18 protein-coding genes, 3 rRNA genes and 1 other annotated feature are annotated in these 23,596 nt (G+C 40.6%); of the genes, 12 read left to right on the top strand and 9 right to left on the bottom strand.

The window, feature by feature from the left end; genetic code table 11:
- Positions 1-222: 222 nt before the first annotated feature.
- The 4 genes from NSQ77_RS02165 to NSQ77_RS02150 form a co-directional block, all read right to left on the bottom strand.
- A complete protein-coding gene (locus NSQ77_RS02165) occupies positions 223-945 on the bottom strand; it encodes an amino acid ABC transporter ATP-binding protein (RefSeq protein WP_339230919.1) in 723 nt (240 codons plus the stop codon).
- Positions 946-950: 5 nt separating this feature from the next.
- Entirely contained in the window at positions 951-1,595 is a 645-nt protein-coding gene (locus NSQ77_RS02160; RefSeq protein WP_339228580.1) for an amino acid ABC transporter permease, read from the bottom strand.
- Positions 1,596-1,745: 150 nt separating this feature from the next.
- A complete protein-coding gene (locus NSQ77_RS02155; protein WP_339228579.1) occupies positions 1,746-2,540 on the bottom strand; it encodes a transporter substrate-binding domain-containing protein in 795 nt (264 codons plus the stop codon).
- A gap of 102 nt (positions 2,541-2,642) precedes the next feature.
- The gene (locus NSQ77_RS02150; protein ID WP_339228577.1) at positions 2,643-3,221 is read right to left on the bottom strand and encodes a class I SAM-dependent methyltransferase; all 579 of its coding nucleotides are present in this window, start codon (positions 3,219-3,221) and stop codon (positions 2,643-2,645) included.
- Between the two features lie 157 nt (positions 3,222-3,378).
- Positions 3,379-3,598 (top strand) — a binding site (T-box leader).
- A 66-nt stretch (positions 3,599-3,664) separates the two neighbouring features.
- Here NSQ77_RS02150 and leuS point away from each other — a divergent pair.
- A complete protein-coding gene (leuS, locus tag NSQ77_RS02145; protein WP_339228576.1) occupies positions 3,665-6,079 on the top strand; it encodes a leucine--tRNA ligase in 2,415 nt (804 codons plus the stop codon).
- 66 nt (positions 6,080-6,145) lie between these two features.
- Here leuS and NSQ77_RS02140 read toward each other — a convergent pair whose 3' ends face one another.
- A complete protein-coding gene (locus NSQ77_RS02140; RefSeq protein WP_339228575.1) occupies positions 6,146-6,883 on the bottom strand; it encodes a hypothetical protein in 738 nt (245 codons plus the stop codon).
- A gap of 386 nt (positions 6,884-7,269) precedes the next feature.
- Between NSQ77_RS02140 and NSQ77_RS02135 the strand changes: the two genes are divergently transcribed.
- The 4 genes from NSQ77_RS02135 to rrf all read left to right on the top strand — a co-directional run bounded on the left by NSQ77_RS02135 (position 7,270) and on the right by rrf (position 12,934).
- Positions 7,270-7,578 carry a rhodanese-like domain-containing protein gene (locus NSQ77_RS02135; protein WP_339228574.1) on the top strand — a complete coding sequence of 103 codons (309 nt, stop codon included), beginning with the start codon at positions 7,270-7,272 and terminating at the stop codon, positions 7,576-7,578.
- Between the two features lie 400 nt (positions 7,579-7,978).
- Positions 7,979-9,542: ribosomal RNA gene (locus NSQ77_RS02130) — 16S ribosomal RNA — on the top strand.
- Positions 9,543-9,778: 236 nt separating this feature from the next.
- Positions 9,779-12,700: ribosomal RNA gene (locus NSQ77_RS02125) — 23S ribosomal RNA — on the top strand.
- A 118-nt stretch (positions 12,701-12,818) separates the two neighbouring features.
- A 5S ribosomal RNA gene (rrf, locus tag NSQ77_RS02120) occupies positions 12,819-12,934 on the top strand.
- The 16S, 23S and 5S rRNA genes sit together here, the layout of an rRNA operon.
- 245 nt (positions 12,935-13,179) lie before the next feature.
- Here rrf and NSQ77_RS02115 read toward each other — a convergent pair.
- From NSQ77_RS02115 to NSQ77_RS02105, 3 genes are all read right to left on the bottom strand, one after another.
- On the bottom strand, positions 13,180-14,367 hold the full coding sequence (locus NSQ77_RS02115) for a dicarboxylate/amino acid:cation symporter (RefSeq protein WP_339228573.1): 1,188 nt from the start codon (positions 14,365-14,367) through the stop codon (positions 13,180-13,182).
- Between the two features lie 303 nt (positions 14,368-14,670).
- On the bottom strand, positions 14,671-14,877 hold the full coding sequence (locus tag NSQ77_RS02110) for a hypothetical protein (RefSeq protein WP_339228572.1): 207 nt from the start codon (positions 14,875-14,877) through the stop codon (positions 14,671-14,673).
- Between the two features lie 66 nt (positions 14,878-14,943).
- Complete coding sequence (locus NSQ77_RS02105) at positions 14,944-16,218, bottom strand: NAD(P)/FAD-dependent oxidoreductase (RefSeq protein ID WP_339228571.1); 1,275 nt, start codon at positions 16,216-16,218, stop codon at positions 14,944-14,946.
- 267 nt (positions 16,219-16,485) lie between these two features.
- On the opposite strand from NSQ77_RS02105, the gene NSQ77_RS02100 reads away from it, so the two are divergent.
- The 6 genes from NSQ77_RS02100 (at position 16,486) to NSQ77_RS02075 (ending at position 22,243) form a co-directional block, all read left to right on the top strand.
- A complete protein-coding gene (locus tag NSQ77_RS02100) occupies positions 16,486-18,102 on the top strand; it encodes a polysaccharide biosynthesis protein (protein WP_339228570.1) in 1,617 nt (538 codons plus the stop codon).
- 31 nt (positions 18,103-18,133) lie between these two features.
- Positions 18,134-18,853: a pseudouridine synthase gene (locus tag NSQ77_RS02095; protein WP_339228568.1), complete on the top strand. Its 720-nt coding sequence runs from the start codon at positions 18,134-18,136 to the stop codon at positions 18,851-18,853.
- 10 nt (positions 18,854-18,863) lie between these two features.
- Positions 18,864-19,418 (top strand): RNA 2',3'-cyclic phosphodiesterase, encoded by a 555-nt coding sequence (gene thpR / locus NSQ77_RS02090; protein WP_339228567.1) that lies wholly within the window; start codon positions 18,864-18,866, stop codon positions 19,416-19,418.
- 22 nt (positions 19,419-19,440) lie between these two features.
- Positions 19,441-20,403, top strand: coding sequence for an NERD domain-containing protein (locus NSQ77_RS02085; protein WP_339228566.1), 963 nt, complete (start codon positions 19,441-19,443; stop codon positions 20,401-20,403).
- Between the two features lie 3 nt (positions 20,404-20,406).
- Positions 20,407-21,336: a diacylglycerol kinase family protein gene (locus NSQ77_RS02080; RefSeq protein WP_339228565.1), complete on the top strand. Its 930-nt coding sequence runs from the start codon at positions 20,407-20,409 to the stop codon at positions 21,334-21,336.
- Between the two features lie 91 nt (positions 21,337-21,427).
- The gene (locus NSQ77_RS02075; RefSeq protein WP_339228564.1) at positions 21,428-22,243 is read left to right on the top strand and encodes a phosphotransferase family protein; all 816 of its coding nucleotides are present in this window, start codon (positions 21,428-21,430) and stop codon (positions 22,241-22,243) included.
- Here the strand turns inward: NSQ77_RS02075 and NSQ77_RS02070 are convergent.
- The gene (locus tag NSQ77_RS02070) at positions 22,230-22,517 is read right to left on the bottom strand and encodes a YtzH-like family protein (protein WP_339228563.1); all 288 of its coding nucleotides are present in this window, start codon (positions 22,515-22,517) and stop codon (positions 22,230-22,232) included. The two genes, NSQ77_RS02075 and NSQ77_RS02070, sit on opposite strands and share 14 nt — an antisense overlap.
- A 182-nt stretch (positions 22,518-22,699) precedes the next feature.
- On the opposite strand from NSQ77_RS02070, the gene trmB reads away from it, so the two are divergent.
- A complete protein-coding gene (trmB, locus tag NSQ77_RS02065; protein WP_339228562.1) occupies positions 22,700-23,335 on the top strand; it encodes a tRNA (guanosine(46)-N7)-methyltransferase TrmB in 636 nt (211 codons plus the stop codon).
- The last annotated feature ends 261 nt before the right edge of the window (positions 23,336-23,596 follow it).

Here is a 23,596-nt window from a genome sequence, read left to right as displayed (position 1 = left end):
GAAGGGAAGAGCGAAAGAAAACAAGCTGGGATATGATTGTTGATATACTTTTATTTATACCGGAGCTTATTATATTTCTGGTACGAATTGTTTTTCAAGGAATTTCTGCGTTGTTTAGAATATGGAATTAGCGGCAAAAAATAATTGTGTTAATTACTGTTCCTTGCTGCTAACTAAAATAAGAGCCATCATCTCAATTGAGAATCCAGCTCCTTCTTATCATTACAGCACTTTACTTAAAAAGGATTGAGTTCGTTCGTGCTGAGGATTTCCAAAGAGCTCAGCAGGTGCGTTTTCTTCAACGATAATTCCTTTATCGATAAAAAGAACACGATCAGCAACTTCTCGGGCAAAGCCCATTTCATGCGTGACGACTACCATTGTCATCCCTTCATGGGCAAGCTCTTTCATTACTTCAAGAACATCACCGACCATTTCAGGATCAAGGGCAGAGGTCGGTTCATCGAATAACATGACTTTGGGATTCATCGCAAGTGCACGGGCGATTGCTGCACGCTGCTTCTGCCCCCCGGACAATGAGCCTGGGTAGCTGTCCGCCTTATCACTTAGTCCTACTTTAGCAAGAAGCTCTTCTCCTTTTTTAACGGCCTCCTCTTTAGAAACCCCTTTGGTTTTCATTGGTGCGAGGATGATATTTTGCATAACAGTTTTATGTGGGAAAAGGTTAAAATGCTGAAACACCATACCGACTTCTTGCCTAATCTTATTAATGTTGGTAGTTTTATCTGTGATATTTTTTCCATCAATGATAACTTGACCAGAAGTGATATCCTCCAGACGATTCATACAGCGTAAAAATGTACTTTTACCTGAACCAGATGCGCCAATAATACACACAACTTGTTTTTCTTTAATATTTACAGAAATATCCTGTAAAACTTCTAACCTGTCGTAATTCTTTTTTAAATTTTTCACTTCAATCATCGTAGTCATCGTAATTCAAATCTCCTTTCCAGGTAACTGGATAGTAAGGATAATAGATAAATCATGATAAAATACATGACACCAACTGCTAGCCATATTTCAAATGCTTTAAAGGTTGAGGCAATAACAACATTCCCTTGCTGGGTTAAGTCAGCAATACCAATGATAGAAAGCAGGGAGGTATCCTTTAAACTGATAATTGCCTGGTTCGTAAATGTTGGAAGCATTCTTCTAAATGCTTGTGGCAGAATAATATGCCTCATGTTTTGTGTTGCGGTAAGACCAAGTGATCTCGCTGCCTCTGTTTGTCCTTTATCCATTGATTGAATCCCAGCACGAATATTCTCTGCAAAATATGCTCCAGCGTTAATTGCTACGGTAATAATACCGGCAGTAGTACGATCTAAAGATATGAACTCTAGTGAATTTAATCCATAATAGAAGAAAAATAATTGCACAAGTATCGGTGTTCCGCGAATAGCATCGATAAAAATTTTTGCCATCCAATTCAGTAGTTTGATTGGAGCCAGGCGAAATAATGCTAAAATTAATCCTAAGAGAAAACCAAAAATAATAGCAACAATAAATATAAATAGTGTTATTTTTAACCCTTCGAACAGATAGGGAAGCGAATCATAAATGACTTGCATCCTGTTATCACTCCTTTTTTTGGCAGCAAAAGAAGGTATAAGTTTTCTTTTGCTGCATAAGTGCAACTAAAGCATTCACCTAAAGGCTTGGCGAATAAAAAAATTCTAAAAATAAATCAGCGCGCTACTAAGAGCGCGCCAAGTATTCTATTATTCTTCAATGTACGTGTTGATAATTTCGTCGTATTTGCCGCTCTCTCTCAAATTAGCTAAACCATCATTGATTTTTTGAAGCAGCTCGTCATTTTCACCTTTTAATACAGCGATGCCATAGTTATCACCGTTTAACCTATCTCCAACGATTTTCAACTGAAGGTCATCTGTAGCAATTGCGTATGCAATAACTGGATAATCCTCAATTAGAGCATCAGCAGTTCCATTTGTTACTTCCTGGAACATGGACGTACTGTCTGAAACTTGGATTGTATCAAATCCATATTCTTTTTTATTATCCTCAGCCCATTTTGCACCAGATGTTCCATTTTTAACAGCTACGGTATGTCCTTTGAGGTCATCAACATTTGAAATCGCATCATTTTTCTCGCCTACGACCAATGTTATTCCAGCTTCGAAATATGGTTCGGAGAAATCAACAATCTCTTTTCTTTCTTCCGTGATACTCATACCAGCGATTGCGATATCCAGCTGCCCTGCTTGCATAGCAGGTATGATTCCGCCGAAGTCCATTGCCTCCAGCTCGATTTCAAACCCTTGATCTTCAGCAATTGCATGAATTAAATCAATATCAATTCCTTTGTATTCTCCACCTTCCTGGTATTCAAATGGTGGATATGTAACATCAATACCAACAGAATAAACCTCGCTATCTCCAGTTGAATTAGGATTTGAAGCGTTTTCATTTTCTTGTGAGTCATCACTTGAACCACAAGCCGATAGGAACAATATAAATCCAATTATTAAACTGATAAATCTGATTCTTTTCATGCTAAAAGCCCCCTTTTTAGTATTTTGAGCATTTTGTTAATTGTATATAAATTAAAAATATACGTCAAGAATTTAAAAGGGGTATAATTTAAAATGCTTGTTCTATTGGATTCCCACTTTTTTATGAATTGCAAGTATAAAAGGAGGGTCATTTTTCTGGTTAATAAATCCGTAGCGCAAGACATTAAACTGCTTTTGATCCAGATGAAGCAGGTATTTTAATAGACCATCTTTTTCTTCCTTTCCACCTTCATGACCGTGGTATACAACAAGTACGACTAGCCCATCTTTTTTTAGACGATTTAAAATAGCATCAACAGCGGTCACCGTTGAATCCGGAGTTGTAATGACCGTTTTATCACTTCTAGGCAAATATCCAAGGTTAAAAATAGCACCGGCGATTTCTTTCTTGTTATCCCGTGGAAAATAATCGAGAATTTTTTCATGGCTATCGTGAATTAATGATACATTGGAGCAATTATGGTTAATCAATACTTTTCTCGTGTTTGCAATTGCTTGATCTTGTATATCAAAAGCATACACATGACCATTTTCTCCGACGAGCCTGCTCAAGAATAAGGTGTCATTTCCATTACCGCATGTAGCGTCAATTACATTTTCACCTGATTGAATCGCTTCTTCTAATAAATAATGAGCATAATTAAGAATTCCTTTTAACATAAGTACAGTCCATTCCTTTACTAAAATAGATTTATCCTTTTCTTTATGTTATCACGAAAATAACAATCAAGGAATGCAGGTTAAAAATTGATTGAAAGCTTAAAACAAGGTTATCTTGACAATAGTTACTGGATTCATTATAATTCGGTTAAATAATCTAACGACTTTGATAAGGATTAGTAGTAATTTTTTTCAGGCATAGAGAGGCAGTGCTCGGTGGAAACTGCTGTTGAAAGAATTTATGAACTCACCTTTAATGTTGCAGGGGTGAAATGGAGTAATTCCTGCCGACCTATCCACGTTAAGGATAACAAGTGAACGCGATTGATGCGTTAATTTGGGTGGTACCGCGGGAGATATAGCTTCTCGTCCCTTTTGCAGGGATGAGTGGCTTTTTTTATGGCAAAATACAAGAGTTTTACTGTGAAAGGAAGGAATATTAGATGAGCTTTAACCATCAGCAAATTGAGAAAAAATGGCAAAAGTACTGGCTTGAAAATAAAACGTTTAAAACTGAGACCTTTTCTAATAAAGAGAAGTTCTATGCATTGGATATGTTTCCATATCCTTCAGGTGCTGGACTGCATGTAGGGCATCCAGAGGGTTACACGGCGACGGATATTTTGTCCAGAATGAAACGAATGCAAGGTTATGAAGTAATGCACCCGATGGGATGGGACGCATTTGGGCTGCCAGCAGAACAATATGCAATTGATACAGGGAACAGCCCAGCTGAATTTACAGCACAAAATATTGCGACATTCAAACGTCAAATTCAAGAACTTGGTTTTTCCTATGATTGGGATCGCGAAATCGATACAACTGATCCGAATTATTATAAATGGACGCAATGGATTTTCACGAAGCTTTATGATAAAGGGCTTGCCTATATTGATGAAGTTGCAGTGAACTGGTGCCCGGCATTAGGTACAGTTTTGGCAAACGAAGAAGTAATCGATGGAAAGAGTGAACGTGGGGGGCATCCGGTTATTCGCAAACCTATGAAGCAGTGGATGCTTAAAATTACTGCATATGCCGACCGCCTGCTGGAAGATCTAGACGATTTAGATTGGCCTGATAGCTTAAAGGAAATGCAACGTAACTGGATTGGTCGTTCGGAAGGTGCGGAAGTAACCTTTGCAATTGACGGTTATAGTGAAAAATTTACTGTGTTTACGACACGTCCAGATACATTATTTGGTGCAACTTATGCAGTACTTGCTCCAGAACATCCATTTATTGAAAAAATTACAACTGCAGAACAAAAAGCTGCTGTAGATGCTTATTTAAACGAAGTCCAAATGAAATCAGATTTGGAGCGTACCGATTTAGCAAAAGATAAAACTGGTGTGTTTACTGGTGCATATGCGATTAATCCAGTGAATAATGAAAAAATGCCAATCTGGATTGCGGATTATGTATTGATGTCTTATGGAACAGGTGCAATCATGGCTGTTCCAGCACATGATGAGCGCGACTATGAATTCGCAACAAAATTTGATTTGCCAATTGTGGAAGTTGTTTCAGGCGGAGATATTTCAAAAGAGGCATTTACTGGTGACGGGGAGCATATCAATTCAGGCCTCTTAGATGGTCTTGGAAAAGACGAAGCAATTTCAAAAATGATTGAATGGCTTGTTGCTAATGGACATGGTGAGAAAAAAGTAACATACCGTCTGCGTGATTGGTTATTTGCAAGACAACGCTATTGGGGGGAACCGATTCCGATTATCCATTGGGAAAATGGAAAGATGACAACTGTTCCAGAAGAGGAGCTTCCATTGGAATTACCGGTAATGTCAGAAATAAAGCCATCAGGTACGGGAGAGTCTCCGCTTGCTAATAACAGTGACTGGGTAAATATTGTTGACCCGAAAACTGGGATGAAAGGGCGTCGAGAAACTAATACAATGCCACAATGGGCAGGCAGCTGCTGGTATTTCCTGCGTTACATTGATCCAAACAACACAGAACAGTTAGCAGATCCAGCTGCATTAGAAGAATGGCTGCCAATTGATATTTATATCGGTGGAGCAGAGCATGCCGTATTACATTTACTGTATGCACGCTTCTGGCATAAATTCTTATTTGATATCGGAGTTGTTTCAACAAAAGAGCCATTCCAAAAGCTATTTAATCAGGGAATGATTCTTGGTGAGGGCAACGAGAAAATGAGTAAATCCAAAGGAAATGTTGTAAATCCGGACGATATTGTTGTATCTCATGGTGCGGACACATTGCGTCTTTATGAAATGTTCATGGGACCATTGGATGCATCTGTCGCATGGTCAACAAATGGATTAGATGGTTCAAGAAGATTCCTTGATCGTACATGGAGATTATTCATGAACGAGGATAATACATTGTCTGAAAAAATTGTTGACGCAGACAATAAGGATTTAGATAAGGTGTACCATGAAACGGTGAAAAAGGTAACGGAGGACTTTGAAAATCTTCATTTCAATACAGGAATATCACAAATGATGGTATTTATTAATGAAGGCTATAAAGCAGATCTAATTCCAAAAGCGTATGTGGAAGGATTTGTGAAGATGCTTTCTCCAGTTGCACCGCATATTGCTGAAGAACTTTGGGAAAAACTTGGCCACACAGAGACTATTACTTACGAAGAATGGCCGTCCTTTGATGCATCAAAATTGGTGGAAGATGAAGTAGAAGTTGTTCTTCAAGTGATGGGGAAAGTTCGTTCGAAACTTAGTGTGCCGAAAGACATTTCGAAAGAAGACCTGGAAAAAGCGGCGTTAGCAGATGAAGCATTGCAAAAATGGATTGAAGGAAAAACAATCCGGAAAGTAATTGTCGTTCCAGGGAAATTAGTAAACGTTGTAGCGAATTAATAGAATTTAAAAAAGGGTCTCCATCGATTAGAAGGAGATCCTTTTAATTTGATAATTGAATCGTGTTTAACTCGATTCAACCCAATTCGTTTGTAAAATAATCCACTCGCCATTTTCGTAATACCACAGTGTTTCAATTGTACCAAGCCGATCTGCATGGTACGCACCACTGATTTGCTGATAGCTCTTCAAACCATACCCCTTGCTTTCGCTAATTGATATTGGTTCATAAAAAGCAATTGGATCAATCATTAATGAAGTCGGCTTTAAAAGATTGCCTTCTTCATCATAAATTCCAAGACGTATATAATCTTTAGCACGGTCTTTAACATCCATCACAATTGGCTTGCCATTTGGGACGATTTCAATAATTACTTGAAAGTTCTCTTCAAATTTCCCGCTGACATAGCGTTGTTCAGGTAATGGAATTTCTGTTAACTTCTGATTTGCTAATGTGTGCCAGATAGAAGTATATAAGCCCCCACTACCACCAGTCGGACTTTGATAAAAAATATCCTTTATCCCGTCATGATTTAGGTCAATGAATTGAAGCTTCGGCTCATATCCACCGCCGTAACTGATTTTCCACTCTTTTCCATCAGAAGCACGAACCTCTGCCCAGATATCCTGATAATATTGTGCATCAGGAGCAAAAAGCTTTCCCTTTAATTCGATTGTATCATTCTCTCCATCCCCCGTTACATCAACCTGATAGGTTTCAATTAATATGCCTTCTTCTGGAGCTGTTTCTGCAGCAAATGCATTTATCGGAAAAGCAAATAATAACAGTAAAAAATATTTCATCTTTCATCACTTCCTTTGTTTTATATAGCAAAGTGCGTACAATTATGTAAGTGAGTTGAATGTAAACCAAGTTTTACGAATAAAATGAGTTATTTCTTATTTGCAGTAAGCTGAGAAAAACAAATTAAAATTACATACTTCGATTTTTAAGTTCATCTTGTTTCTTTTATAAACGTGTTTGTAATGAACTGCGATGAAATGCGCAATTAGGGAAACACGCTATGTTTTTCGCAGATGACCAATCCGTATTTGATAGGACAGATTCGGTTTGTTGCTGTTCTATAGAGGTCTCATAATAGCTATTGTTTGTAGGTTGCACATCCTGTTTGCATCCTATGCGTGAAATACGTAAAATTGGTATTGAATACAATGAAGGGGATGACCATATGTCAGAAATAAATGAAGTAACACCTCAAGAAGTTGAAAAAATGATAGATGATGAAAATATTATAATCATTGACGTAAGAGAAGATGAAGAAGTTGCTCAAGGTATCATCGAAAAAGCAAAGCATATTCCTTTAGGTGAGATACCCGAAGCAGTGGCGGAATTAGATAAAGACAAATCGTATATTCTTGTATGCAGATCAGGAGCAAGAAGTATGAATGCATCAAAGTATATGGATGAACAAGGTTTTAAAGTCTCCAATATGAAAGGCGGCATGTTGGATTGGGATGGTGAAGTAATCGTCGGTTGATAGAGAAGAAGTTATTTTCAGATTTACTGAAAATAACTTCTTTTTATTTAGGTATTGCATTTTAAGCTATTGAGGTGTAATATAAATTTTGCTGTCCGAGAGGAAAACAGAATAAGTAAGTTTTGCGGCTTACAAGTTATTTCGGCAGACTAAAATAAATGTTGACAAGCATTTGTGAATGATGATATAATGTATTTCCACTAGTAAAAGATGTCGAAATTGATTTGTTTTTCGGAATTATTGTTAATTACTAGTATGAAAAGTTGGTTGTAATTTAAGCCGACAGTATTTGCTCTTTGAAAACTGAACAAAACAACCAGTATGTCAAGAAAAAGGAAACTCGTTTTTCTTTTTAAAACAAGTAGAAGTCAGCTTCTGCAACAGCTAAGTATTACAAACTTTTTTGGAGAGTTTGATCTTGGCTCAGGACGAACGCTGGCGGCGTGCCTAATACATGCAAGTCGAGCGCAGGAAGCAAACTGACCCTCATCTGAGGTGATGTTTGTGGAATGAGCGGCGGACGGGTGAGTAACACGTGGGCAACCTGCCTGTAAGATCGGGATAACTCGCGGAAACGTGAGCTAATACCGGATAATACTTTTCATCTCATGGTGAGAAGATAAAAGACGGTTTCGGCTGTCACTTACAGATGGGCCCGCGGCGCATTAGCTAGTTGGTGGGGTAACGGCTCACCAAGGCGACGATGCGTAGCCGACCTGAGAGGGTGATCGGCCACACTGGGACTGAGACACGGCCCAGACTCCTACGGGAGGCAGCAGTAGGGAATCTTCCGCAATGGACGAAAGTCTGACGGAGCAACGCCGCGTGAGTGATGAAGGTTTTCGGATCGTAAAACTCTGTTGTTAGGGAAGAACAAGTTGGGTAGTAACTGACCCAGCCTTGACGGTACCTAACCAGAAAGCCACGGCTAACTACGTGCCAGCAGCCGCGGTAATACGTAGGTGGCAAGCGTTGTCCGGAATTATTGGGCGTAAAGCGCTCGCAGGCGGTCTTTTAAGTCTGATGTGAAAGCCCACGGCTTAACCGTGGAGGGTCATTGGAAACTGGAGGACTTGAGTACAGAAGAGGAGAGTGGAATTCCACGTGTAGCGGTGAAATGCGTAGAGATGTGGAGGAACACCAGTGGCGAAGGCGACTCTCTGGTCTGTAACTGACGCTGAGGAGCGAAAGCGTGGGTAGCGAACAGGATTAGATACCCTGGTAGTCCACGCCGTAAACGATGAGTGCTAGGTGTTAGGGGGTTTCCGCCCCTTAGTGCTGAAGTTAACGCATTAAGCACTCCGCCTGGGGAGTACGGCCGCAAGGCTGAAACTCAAAAGAATTGACGGGGGCCCGCACAAGCGGTGGAGCATGTGGTTTAATTCGAAGCAACGCGAAGAACCTTACCAGGTCTTGACATCCTCTGACAACTCTAGAGATAGAGCTTTCCCTTCGGGGACAGAGTGACAGGTGGTGCATGGTTGTCGTCAGCTCGTGTCGTGAGATGTTGGGTTAAGTCCCGCAACGAGCGCAACCCTTGATCTTAGTTGCCAGCATTTAGTTGGGCACTCTAAGGTGACTGCCGGTGACAAACCGGAGGAAGGTGGGGATGACGTCAAATCATCATGCCCCTTATGACCTGGGCTACACACGTGCTACAATGGATGGAACAAAGGGAAGCGAACCCGCGAGGTCAAGCCAATCCCATAAAACCATTCTCAGTTCGGATTGTAGGCTGCAACTCGCCTACATGAAGCCGGAATCGCTAGTAATCGCGGATCAGCATGCCGCGGTGAATACGTTCCCGGGCCTTGTACACACCGCCCGTCACACCACGAGAGTTGGTAACACCCGAAGTCGGTGAGGTAACCTTTTGGAGCCAGCCGCCGAAGGTGGGACTAATGATTGGGGTGAAGTCGTAACAAGGTAGCCGTATCGGAAGGTGCGGCTGGATCACCTCCTTTCTAAGGATTATTACGGAACCCTACGGGTTAAGGAAGGCCGATTAAGATCGCCACGTCCTGTGGCAACATCGGCATGACCTACATCCTGTAGGCCCGACATACTGTGTTGTTTGGTTCAGTTTTGAGAGAGCAAATCTCTCTATTTGTACCTTGAAAACTAAATAAGAGTAACAACGACATCAATATTTTTAATATAAAGCAAGGCTAATAATTAGTACGCTTATTTACTGTAACTTAGTTAAGTGAATAAGGGCGCACGGTGGATGCCTTGGCACTAGGAGCCGATGAAGGACGGGACTAACACCGATATGCCTCGGGGAGTTGTAAGTAAACTTTGATCCGGGGATTTCCGAATGGGGGAACCCACTGTTCGTAATGGAACAGTACATGCATCTGAATACATAGGGTGCATGAGGTAGACCCGGGGAACTGAAACATCTCAGTACCCGGAGGAAGAGAAAGAAAAATCGATTTCCTGAGTAGCGGCGAGCGAAACGGAAAGAGCCCAAACCAGAAAGCTTGCTTTCTGGGGTTGTAGGACATTCCATTGGAGTTACCAAGGAATTCTTTAAACGAATCGACCTGGAACGGTCAGCCAAAGAAGGTAAGAGCCCTGTAATTGAAAAAGAATTCTCTCCGGAGTGTATCCTGAGTACGGCGGAACACGTGAAATTCCGTCGGAATCCGGGAGGACCATCTCCCAAGGCTAAATACTCCCTAGTGACCGATAGTGAACCAGTACCGTGAGGGAAAGGTGAAAAGCACCCCGGGAGGGGAGTGAAATAGAACCTGAAACCGTGTGCCTACAAGTAGTCGAAGCCCGTTAATGGGTAACGGCGTACCTTTTGTAGAATGGACCGGCGAGTTACGATCGTATGCAAGGTTAAGTGGAAGACACGGAGCCGCAGCGAAAGCGAGTCTGAATAGGGCGAATGAGTATGCGGTCGTAGACCCGAAACCGTGTGATCTACCCATGTCCAGGGTGAAGGTCAGGTAACACTGACTGGAGGCCCGAACCCACGTATGTTGAAAAATGCGGGGATGAGGTGTGGGTAGGGGTGAAATGCCAATCGAACACGGAGATAGCTGGTTCTCTCCGAAATAGCTTTAGGGCTAGCCTCAAGAAATAGAGTACTGGAGGTAGAGCACTGATTGGACTAGGGGCCCTCACCGGGTTACCGAATTCAGTCAAACTCCGAATGCCAGTTACTTTTACTTGGGAGTCAGACTATGGGTGATAAGGTTCATAGTCGAAAGGGAAACAGCCCAGACCGCCAGCTAAGGTCCCAAAGTATACGTTAAGTGGAAAAGGATGTGGAGTTGCCCAGACAACCAGGATGTTGGCTTAGAAGCAGCCATCATTTAAAGAGTGCGTAATAGCTCACTGGTCGAGTGACTCTGCGCCGAAAATGTACCGGGGCTAAACGTATCACCGAAGCTGCGGATTGTTCTTACGAACAATGGTAGGAGAGCGTTCTAAGTGCTGTGAAGTCAGACCGTGAGGACTGGTGGAGCGCTTAGAAGTGAGAATGCCGGTATGAGTAGCGAAAAAAGAGTGAGAATCTCTTTCACCGAATGCCTAAGGTTTCCTGAGGAAGGCTCGTCCTCTCAGGGTTAGTCGGGACCTAAGCCGAGGCCGAAAGGCGTAGGCGATGGACAACAGGTAGATATTCCTGTACCACCTCATGATTGTTTGAGCGATGGGGGGACGCAGAAGGATAAGGAATGCGCACTGATGGATAGGTGCGCCCAAGCAGTGAGAAAGTCAGATAGGCAAATCCGTCTGGCAATTTCAAGCTGTGATGGGGAGGGAAACTCTAGTACCGAAGTTCCTGATTTCACACTGCCAAGAAAAGCCTCTAGTTAGATCATAGGTGCCCGTACCGCAAACCGACACAGGTAGGCGAGGAGAGAATCCTAAGGTGAGCGGGAGAACTCTCGTTAAGGAACTCGGCAAAATGACCCCGTAACTTCGGGAGAAGGGGTGCTCCTTTATGGAGGAGCCGCAGTGAATAGGCCCAAGCGACTGTTTAGCAAAAACACAGGTCTCTGCGAAGCCGAAAGGCGAAGTATAGGGGCTGACACCTGCCCGGTGCTGGAAGGTTAAGGGGAAGGGTTAGGGCTTTTAGCCCGAAGCTTTGAACCGAAGCCCCAGTAAACGGCGGCCGTAACTATAACGGTCCTAAGGTAGCGAAATTCCTTGTCGGGTAAGTTCCGACCCGCACGAAAGGTGCAACGACTTGGGCACTGTCTCAACGAGAGACCCGGTGAAATTATACTATGCGTGAAGATGCGCATTACCCGCGACAGGACGGAAAGACCCCGTGGAGCTTTACTGTAGCCTGATATTGAATGTCTGTGCAGCTTGTACAGGATAGGTGGGAGCCTTGGACTCGTGAGCGCTAGCTTACGGTGAGGCATCCGTGGGATACCACCCTGGCTGTATGGACATTCTAACCCAGGACCGTGATCCGGTTCGGAGACAGTGTCAGGCGGGCAGTTTGACTGGGGCGGTCGCCTCCCAAAAGGTAACGGAGGCGCCCAAAGGTTCCCTCAGAATGGTTGGAAATCATTCGAAGAGTGTAAAGGCAGAAGGGAGCTTGACTGCGAGACCTACAAGTCGAGCAGGGACGAAAGTCGGGCTTAGTGATCCGGTGGTTCCGCATGGAAGGGCCATCGCTCAACGGATAAAAGCTACCCCGGGGATAACAGGCTTATCTCCCCCAAGAGTTCACATCGACGGGGAGGTTTGGCACCTCGATGTCGGCTCATCGCATCCTGGGGCTGTAGTCGGTCCCAAGGGTTGGGCTGTTCGCCCATTAAAGCGGTACGCGAGCTGGGTTCAGAACGTCGTGAGACAGTTCGGTCCCTATCCGTCGTGGGCGTTGGAAGTTTGAGAGGAGCTGTCCTTAGTACGAGAGGACCGGGATGGACACACCGCTGGTGTACCAGTTGTTCCGCCAGGAGCATTGCTGGGTAGCTACGTGTGGAAAGGATAAGTGCTGAAAGCATCTAAGCATGAAGCCCCCCTCAAGATGAGACTTCCCATCACTTCGAGTGAGTAAGATCCCTCAGAGACGATGAGGTTGATAGGTTCGGTGTGGAAGCGTGGTGACACGTGGAGCTTACGGATACTAATCGATCGAGGACTTAACTAACTTCTTTATTTGATGTCTGGTTTACTCTTATTTAGTTTTTAAGGTATAAATTAAAAAAGACCTTGCATTTCTATTTCGAAATGCATATAATAAAACTTGTCCTTATTTTTTAGGATTGTCTGGTAGCAATAGCGAGGAGGCCACACCTGTTCCCATACCGAACACAGAAGTTAAGCTCTTCAGCGCCGATGGTAGTTGGGGCTTTGCCCCTGCAAGAGTAGGACGCCGCCAGGCAGATGAAAAAGAAGTTATGAAATCTTTCATAACTTCTTTTTTTTGCTCTGAGTAAGATTTGAATGACGTGGATAAATTAGAATCACAACCATGAATACCGTGACAGTGGCGAGAATTAATTTCCTTGTCGAAAGGGAATTAATTCACATGTCACTAGCCGAGCACGTATGTTTTTGTTATGCATTGAGTATGATTAGTAGAAAAGGGATGCAGCTCATATTTAATGGGCTGCATCCCTTTTGGGCTTAAGCTTTTGTTTTATCCGTATCCGTAATATTGAATTTATCGCTTATTGAATCCGTGATGACAGTTATTGCTCCGTCCCCTGTTACATTACATGCAGTTCCAAAGCTATCTTGTGCTAAGTATAGTGCAATCATTAAAGATAACATTGTAGGGTCAAAATGCAGCATTTCTTTTAATAACCCAATTGCTGCCATAACAGCCCCTCCGGGAACTCCTGGTGCGGCTACCATTGTAACACCTAGCATTAGCAGGAATGGTAAAATTGAGCCGAATGTGATAGTTTCACCTTGTAAAAATAAAACAGCAAGTGAACAGCTTAACAGTGTAATTGTACTACCAGATAGATGAATATTTGCTAATAAAGGTACAGTAAAATCTGCAGTGTTTTCACGCGCTTTTATATTTTTTGTGTGTTTTAATGTTATTGGAATTGTTGCTGCTGATGATTGTGTTCCTAATGCAGTGAAATAGGCAGGAGCCATTTTTCTTAGCATCATGAATGGATTTTGTTTGCTAACTGATCCAGCAACAGCATATTGAACAACTAAGTACAGAATATGAAGTACGATAATCATAATAAATACTTTGGCAAAAACGCTTAAAATGGTTGCAACTTGACCTGCATGGGTCATATTGGCAAAAATACCAAAGATATGGAAAGGAAGTAATGGAATAATTACCTTTTCGATTACGAGCTCAACAATTTGGCGAAAATCTATTGCGATATTTAATAATGTATTACTCCTAATGGCGGCTATCCCAATACCAATAACAAATGAAAGCAATAATGCTGTTATTACCTCCATGGGCGGAGTCATGTCAATGGAGAAAAATGCTTCACTTAATCCAGCAGTAGGATCTGTAAATGCCTGAAGAGACTGACCATTTAACAGAGTAGGGTAAAGACTCTTAGCGGTAAAGAAAGCAATGATTCCGGCAATAATTGTTGAGGTATATGCAAGTGCGGCAGTAACACTTAATAGTTTACCTGCTCCGCGACCCATTTCACCAATTCCTGGGGTGATAAACCCGAGAATAATAAGTGGGATAATGAAGGTTAGAAAGTTACCAAATATTCCATTAAACGTTGCGAAAAATCTTATAAACCAATCATTACTGAAGGAACCTATGGCAACACCTAAAATGATGGCAGTAATAATTCGTGCGAGTAAACCAAATCGTTTCATATTTTTGTTCCCCCTATAGATATATATTTTTTAAGTATACACTAACTGATGCAGTGTAGACCACAATATATATAAAGAGGGATAATTCATAATTTAATATTTATTGTAACAAAAGCGTGCTATATAGCACGCTTTTGTTCGCAGTTAAGTAAGTATAATACTTTCTTACTGCTTTGTGAAGTGTAATGATTATACACCAAAAGGATAGGGTATGCGAAATTTTAATTAAGCGAAACATAAGATACTTCCTAACGCCATGACAATCAGAGCTAGTAACTTATGGTCATGCAAAGCATTATCTGATTAGCTCATTCCAAAGGGACCCATGCTTCCATTTCCGCTGTTATTATTCCCATTATTACTGTTGCCACCCATTCCGCCAGACATAAATGGTAAGAACTTTTGAGCAACTTGACCAAGATTTTGATTATTTCTGGTCATGGTATAGTAGGTAGCTGCTCCAACGCCGACGGAAGCAAGAAGTGGTAACCAAGCACCGTTCTTTTGCATGTATCATCAACCCTTTCTGTTAAAGTATCAGACAATCTTAGGTTGACCGAAATGAGCGAAAAAATGTTAGGAATCATATACCATATAAGATGCTTCAGTGGCTGCATTCATTCCAGCAAGCCTGCCTGTGACAAGTGCTGATGTGATATTGTAACCACCAGTATAGCCGTGTATATCCAAAATTTCCCCACAAAAATAAAGACCGTGCATTAATTTCGATTGCATCATATTAGGTACAATTTCTTTAATGGAAACACCGCCACCTGTTACAAATGCTTTCTCAAGCGGTAAAGATCCGTGCACATGGAAGTGGAAGTTTTTAATTGTGTGTACAATGGAGCGAACTGTTTCTTTGGATACATTCGCACATTTTTGCTCGTCTGTTACATTGTTTTGAGCAAGGATGTAGTTTAGTAAACGCTCTGGCACAATTCCTTTGACCACATTTTTAAATGACTTTTTCGGATTCTCTTCCATTGTTACCAAGAGATTTTGCACCAACTTTTCCTCGTTTTTATCAGGCAAGGCATCCAAAAGGATAGGAACTTGTTTATTTCCCTTCATTAATTCCTTAACGACAAATTGGGTGCACCTTAATACCGCTGGCCCAGATATACCGAAATGTGTAAACAGCATGTCCATCTGATGCGTAATAATAGGCTTTCCTTTTTTGTCTAATACAGACAAAGCTACATCACGTAAGGAAAGTCCTTGCAGGCTTTTATTTTGAATAAAAGCCTCTTTTGATGTCAGTGCAACTTCCGTGGGATAGAGCTCTGTAATCGTATGTCCTGCCTTCTTCGCCCAAGCGTATCCATCACCAGTAGAACCAGTATGGGGGACGGCTTTTCCACCTGCTGCAATAACGATTGTTTTCGAAATTATTTTTTCACCGTTTTCTAAAATAACCGTATGATTCGTGCTGTCATAATGAACAGCTTCAACTTTTGTATGCATCTTTATAGTTACATGTAATTCATTTAATTTATCAATCAGTGCATTGACAACACTTTGAGCAGAATTAGAAACAGGGAACATTCTGCCATGATCTTCTTCTTTCAATGCTACACCCAGGTTTTCAAAAAAGTCGATAATATCATAGTTATTAAAAACTGAAAAAGCACTATATAAAAATTTTCCATTTCCAGGAATATGTTTAATCACTTCATCTTGCGGCAATCTGTTTGTGACATTACATCTGCCGCCACCAGAGATGGCAAGCTTTTTTCCGAGCTTTTTTCCTTTCTCGAGAAGCATTGTTTTTCCTCCGTGCTCGGCTGCTGAAATGGCTGCCATAAGTCCAGATGGACCTCCACCAATTACAATTACATCATAAGTCAATTCGATTCATTCCTTTCGTAAGTATATTACCATTTATTCACCGCCTTTCGCTACAGTAGATCAAATAAAATTGAAAAGCTCGTGGCGAATGGATTTGCCGCATGTATTATACATAGGAAAGTTTTTTAATTTCATATTTGACAAAAAATGATGATGTCAGACGAATAATATTGGAAGAATCTATTTCTTAAGTATGGTAAAATGAAGTTTGGTATTTTTAAAAAGAAGTTCCAAAATTGGAATGTTAATAAAGATGCGGGTGAAATAATGTCGAAAGTTGTCAGAGGTACGATGCTTTTAACGGGAGCATCGTTTTTATCAAAATTTCTTGGAATGCTTTATGTCATTCCTTTTTATGCACTTGTTGGAGCAACCGGGACTGCGCTTTACGCCTATGCGTATGTACCGTACAGTATTTTCCTTAGTATTTCAACAGTCGGTATACCGGTAGCTGTTTCAAAGTTTGTTTCCAAGTATAATTCACATGGAGATTATGAGACAGGAATGCGAATGTTTAAAGCAGGAAGCTTACTTATGCTGGGAACAGGATTGCTTGCTTTTCTAATTCTGTTTTTTAGTGCAGATTGGATAGCTGGATTTCAAATAAAAGGTGAGGATACAGCTATTACTGCTGATGACGTTGCGTTTGTAACACGTATGGTAAGTATCGCTTTAGTTATTATTCCTTCGATGAGTATTATACGAGGTTTCTTTCAGGGACATCAATCAATGGGACCAACAGCTGTGTCGCAGATTGTCGAACAAATTGTTCGAATCGGTTTTATCCTAATCGGTGCTTATATTATTATTAATCTTTTAGGTGGAACAATTGTAACAGCTGTAGGCTTTGCAACATTTGCAGCATTTATTGGTGCGGTTGGGTCTTGTCTAGTATTGGCGGTTTATTGGAAAAAAAGAAAGCCTTTCATCAAGAAGCAAATTGCACAGCAAAAGTATACGTATGCAATTCCAACAAGCGAATTATTTAAAGAGCTGTTTCGTTATGCTGGTCCATTCGTTTTGGTTGGACTTGCGATTCCGTTGTATCAGCTCGTTGACCAGTTTACATTTGAACCAGCACTGCTAGCGAGTGGAAGAGAAAATATATTTATTCCAGCTGCAGCAGCCATCATGAATGCTGGACATAAGATTGTCATTATTCCAATGACAATAGCTACTGGGCTTTCGTTAGCTATGTTGCCAAGTTTAACGGAATCCTATACGCAGAAAAATGAGGTCATGTATACAAAGCAAATTAACCAAGCACTGCAGATTATTTTAGTAGTCGTTATACCTGCCTCTGTCGGGATTGCAATTCTTTCTAATGAAGCTTACGGTGGATTATATGGCTTAAAGGATATTGGAGTAACAGGTCCATTGCTTGCATGGTATGCTCCAGTTGCATTATTATTTGCCCTATTTACGGTGACAGCTGGAATTTTGCAAGGTATCGATCAGCAAAATTATGCAGTGTTAAGCTTAATGGCTGGTTTATTAGTGAAGGTGCTTCTCAACAGTCAGCTGATTCATATGTTTGGAGCTAAAGGGGCAATTTTTGGGACTGCGCTGGCAGCGGGAATTGCAGTTACGTTAAATCTATGGCGTATAAAGACTGCACTTAACTTTAAATTTAAACAAACTTTAAAGCGAACAATATTGATTGGGATTTTTACATTTATTATGTGTATCGTTGTTTGGGCTTTAAAAGCTGTTATGGGGCTTTTTCTTCCTTATGAGACATCCCGCCCAGCTACGATTGTAATGCTTGCTGTTGGGGCTGGCAGTGGGGCATTTGTTTATTTTGTACTGGCCTATAAATCAACATTGCTTGAACATATATTTGGAGGAAGAATCCCGTTGGTGGGAAGATTTTTACGGAAATAAACTGATATCTGTAAAAGGAGAATAAGGATAGATGCGACTCGATAAATTGTTATCCAACATGGGTATTGGGAGCAGAAAAGAAGTTAAAGCGTTATTAAAAAAGAAACAAGTTACGATTAATGGTGTCATTTCAAAAGATGGTGCAGAAAAAGTAGACCCGAATAAAGATGAAGTTGCTGTAAATGGAGAATTCATTCGTTACGAGCAGTTTATTTATTTGATGATGAACAAAGCACCTGGATATATTTCGGCAACGACAGACAAGCGAGAGAAGACAGTAATTGATCTGTTAGGAGACGATGTGCAACATTTCAAGCCGTTTCCTGTCGGGAGGCTCGATAAGGATACGGAGGGCCTCCTTTTACTTACAAATGATGGTGAACTCGCCCATGAACTCGTTTCACCAAAGAAAAACATTGGAAAAACTTACTTTGCCCGAATTAATGGGAAGGTAACAGTAGATGATATAACTGCATTTCGTACAGGGGTTGTGCTTGATGATGGTTATCAAGCAAAGCCCGGTGAGCTCGTTATTTTACAGTGTGATACGATATCTGAAATCGAACTAACAATCACAGAGGGCAAGTTTCATCAAGTCAAACGGATGTTTGAAGCTGTTGGGAAGCGGGTTATATATCTCAAACGTCTTCGTATGGGAGATCTGCAATTAGATCCAGCCTTAAAGCTTGGATCATATCGTGCGTTAACGGAAAGCGAATTAGCTTATTGTAAGTCATTAAAAGATAAATGAGGGAATAAGGATGGCTCATTATTTCATCGCAATTCAACTCCCAGAGAATTTACAAGTATATTTCTCTGCCTGGCAAACTGAACTGCAAACTAAATTAACATACAAGCAATGGACACATCAGAAGGACTTGCACGTCACCCTACAATTTTTAGGCGAAGTGGACGATAATAAAATAAGGCAATTAACAGAAGCTTTAGATGAGCTTGAACGTGTTTCTTCATTCGATACCAAGGTCGGTAGTCTTGGGATATTTGGAAATCCGAATAAGCCGCGTGTATTGTGGGCAGGAGTTAACAAGACAAATGCATTGGCGCAGCTCCAAAAACGCGTTGAATCATGTACAAAAACTGTTGGTTTTCCAGAAGAGAACCGAGCTTATACACCACATATTACACTTGCAAAGAAATGGAATGGAACTGGCTCTCTAGACAGAAATACGATAGAAAAATTAAAGGAAGCCTGGAATGAAACACGGCCTATGACTGTAGAAGAGGTCGTGTTATACCGCATCCATCCAAAGCAAACACCAAAATATGAAGTTGTAAAACAATATAAGCTGAGGTAATGAAGTTGTAAGCAAAAAGGAGGTGGTAGCAATCGCGCAGTTAATCAAGCTTCAAGATTATATTTCACGTTACGAATGGGATGCTTATCGGTATCCGGCACAATATATCAGGCTTAAAAAAGATAATTGGCATAAGCTGTATCATATTTGGGAGAAGCCGGAAGCTGAAGAATCAATCATAGAAACAAATGATAAAGTGGAGCAGACGCTGAATGGGCGGTCTGCGTTTTCAAAGCTTAAGGCAAAATTCAAACGAGCAAATGAACAAGAGCAGGAAGAGGAACCGAAACAGGAAAATAATAATTATGCTGATTTACCTGAAACGGAACAAGAATTGAAGCGCTATTTTTTAAATAAACTGTTTCAATTCCAAATGAAGTGGGCCACTTCAACTGTTACGCACACATCTTTTGTAGATAGAAGCTATTATCAGGATCCTTTATTACGCTATTTACTGCAGCGATTACCAGATACATATCTGGTAATGTATTTTCCTGTATTTGAGATAAAAAATGCACCAGTTGAAACGGAAATACTCTTAATTAGTCCTATTGGTATTGAGGTTATACATTTTCTAGAAAAGGAATCAGGGGCAGTGATTATGGCTGGTAATGAACGAACATGGATGGTAGAAGAGGAGAGGGAACAAACGAAAATCCTAAGTCCTCTTATAGCCTTAAAACGAACCGAAAGACTTATTCGCAGCATATTACAGACCTATTCTATTGATTTTTCTATTAAAAAAACGGTACTTTCCCGCACAAATTCAATTGTATTTGCAACAGAGCCATACCAAACGAAGCTGATTGATCAATCGCGTTATGAAGAATGGTTTCAAGAGAAGCGAAGGCTGACAACTCCTTTGAAAAGTACGCAATTGAAAGTAGTAGAAGCGTTGTTAAAGCATTGCAAGTCAACCTCTGTAAGACGCCCTGAATGGGAAGAGGATAAGAGTTCTATATCGATTGTCGATATGGAGGAATAGGAGATGTATATATTTATTATTAATCCAAAAGCGGGCTCTGGCCGTGCTTTGAAGGTATTTTCCGATATTCAGAACTGTGCTGTGTACCGACGAATTGATAGTCACTATTATTTCACAGAATATAAAGGTCATGGAGAGGTCATTGCAAGTAAAGTTAGTGCTTCCCCAAAAGGGAAAACCATTATTGTCATTGGCGGCGATGGAACGATTCACGAGGTTATAAATGGCTTGTCAACGACAGAAATACCCGTTTCCTTTATACCTGCTGGGTCCGGAAATGATTTTGCCAGGGGCTGTAAAATAAAAGGAAGTCCGGAAGAAATATTGCATGATATCATCGAGCATGACACTGCGCGTCCTTATTGGATAGGGAAATATACAGCAGATGGGTGTGCAGAGCGTAAATTTGTTAACAGCATTGGCTTAGGATTTGATGCTGCTATCGCTCAAGCTGCAAATCAGTCAAGCTATCGAAATTTCTTTAATGCCTGTGGACTTGGAACGCTAAGCTATGTAATTGCATTAATTCATGTTTTAATTCATTATAAACCAATGTCGGTCGAGCTTGAAATTAACGATGAACAACGCACGCTAAAGGACTGCTGGATGGTGACAATTGGAAACCATCCTTATTATGGTGGCGGAATGAAAATTATTCCAAGTGCTATAATCCAACCAGATGTATTTCCGCTTTTAATTATCCACTCCATTTCTAAATGGAAGGTGCTTGCATTGTTTATGATCGTTTTCTTTGGTTTGCATACATGTTTTAAAGAAGTGGAAATACTGGAAGCTACCAGTTTGAAATTGACTGCCAAAACGACCACACCTTTTCAAACAGATGGTCAGACTGGAGAGTGCGCTTCCATTGTTATTACAAAGCAAAAGAAAGCAATACATATTACAGGAATAAATGAAGCATGGGAAAAATAAATAAAATTTATAGAAAAAGTTATTTGTGTTTTAATGGAAATCACTATAAAATGTATTATTGAATGCTAATTTTGAAAGATGTGAACGAATTATGATCGAGTGGCTTGGACAAGTATTAGGTGTTGGATGGACAATAACACCGGCAGGCGGACTTACTGGTGATGCATATGTTGCAGAAAAAGATAACAGACGGCTTTTTCTGAAACGTAATTCATCTCCATTTCTTGCTGTATTATCTGCTGAAGGAATCGTTCCCAAGCTGATTTGGACAAAGCGATTGGAAAATGGCGATGTGATTACGGCACAGGAATGGCTTGAAGGCAGATCGCTGAAATCATATGAAATGCAGCACCAGCAAGTGGCGGATATTTTGTATAAAATCCATCATTCGTCTGAGTTATTGCATATGCTGATGCGGATGGGGAAAAAGCCTGTTACGTCGGATGAGAGCTTTGGCTATGTAAAGCGCCTGTTAGCATCCTTGGGTCTTATGAAGCATCAGGAAGTTCAAGAGGCGATGAAGCATCTTGAGCAATTACTCCCTAAAACACGGAATCAAAACCTTGTCGTCTGCCATTGCGATATTAACCATAATAATCTTATTCTTACTGAGGAAAGTGATGTTTTTCTAGTGGATTGGGATAATGCGATGATTGCAGACCCTGTAACAGACTTTGGTATGCTGCTTAAATGGTACATCCCAAAAGAGAACTGGAATGATTGGCTGTATAAATATGGAATTACACCGAATAGTGATCTATTCGAACGCATGTACTGGTACCTAGTACAAGATGCGCTTCGATTTCTATGCTGGCATACTGAACGTCAAGAACCACAGAAAATGGCGGAACGGTTACGGGATTTAAAGGAATTAAATGAACATATTCGACAGTTTATTCTAAAGTAGATTGTTTTAATGCGTTTATCCAATCATCCATATTTTTCTTATGTGCTGTAATGTGATCTGGCAGGTTTTGTGCGGAAACACCTTGTCTGCCATAATAATAAATATCCGGTAAGAGTTTTAACAGCTGTTCATTAGTAATACTGTTATTTTTTATCATTGATTCGACTAAACGAATAATTTGTTCGTATTCACTGACACTAGCGCAGCAGTCAGCTTGCTGTTCATCCAAAATATCATATAATAATGTTAATTGATTGTTAACAGAAAGCGTCATTGTAATCACCTCCAGGTTAGTTTAGTCTGTTTCGTTTTTTCTATACACAAAAGCGCAAGGACTTATGCAGGCTAAATTGCTTCACACTGAAATTACACATACCTACATCATGGATAGTGTTTTTTGCATATAACTGTTAATCATATTTCTATTTAAAAAGTAATAAAGCGAGGGTTTTAGCAATGCGTCAACGACATAAACCATGGGCAGATGATTTTTTACAGGAAAACAGCCAGCTCATTATTCCGAATCCGTCGGAGCATAAGGGAAAATGGCAACAGCTTTTTAACAATGATCATCCGATCCATATTGAAGTAGGAACTGGTAAAGGCCAGTATATTGTAGGGATGGCTATGCAGCATCCAGAAATAAACTTTATTGGTATTGAGATTGTAAAGAGTATCATCGTAACAGCAGGGCAGAAAGCTTTAGATGCTGAAGTGGATAATTTATTGCTATTAAATGAAAATGCTGCTGATTTGCGGGATATTTTCGCTGATAATGAAATTGCAACGATTTATTTAAACTTCTCAGATCCATGGCCGAAAAATCGTCATGAGAAAAGAAGACTTACGTATCATACGTTTTTAGAACAGTATAAAGCAATTCTTGATCCAGCGGGAAAGGTAATTTTTAAAACAGATAACCGGGGGTTATTTGAATACTCGCTTGTCAGCTTCAATGCTTTTGGTATGAAATTTGAAGAAGTGAATTTGGATTTACATGCAATCGAGGATCCATTAAATATCATGACGGAATATGAGGAAAAGTTTTCTGCGAAGGGGCAAGTTATCTATCGTAGCAAAACGAGCTTTTAATGTATGAAAAGACCATATTGTAGTAATTATGGTTGTGTAGTACGATAAAAAGAAGATATTTGACTTAGCGACAGAGGATTAAAAATTAGCTTGACATATTGCGGCCTTTCTTGCAATAATAGATTTAACAATAAAATGAATTGCCTTTAAATCAGTCCTGTGAGGCTGGTAAGGATGAGACGGATACGTATGCACAGGTGGGAACAGGCTATGTCTGCTGCCATGTGCTGCATCAAACACCTTGCCAGTTTTTCAGCAAGG

This window comes from Oceanobacillus sp. FSL K6-2867, from assembly GCF_037963145.1.
Classification (GTDB): domain Bacteria; phylum Bacillota; class Bacilli; order Bacillales; family Amphibacillaceae; genus Oceanobacillus.
This window is presented reverse-complemented; position numbering and strand designations above follow the sequence as displayed.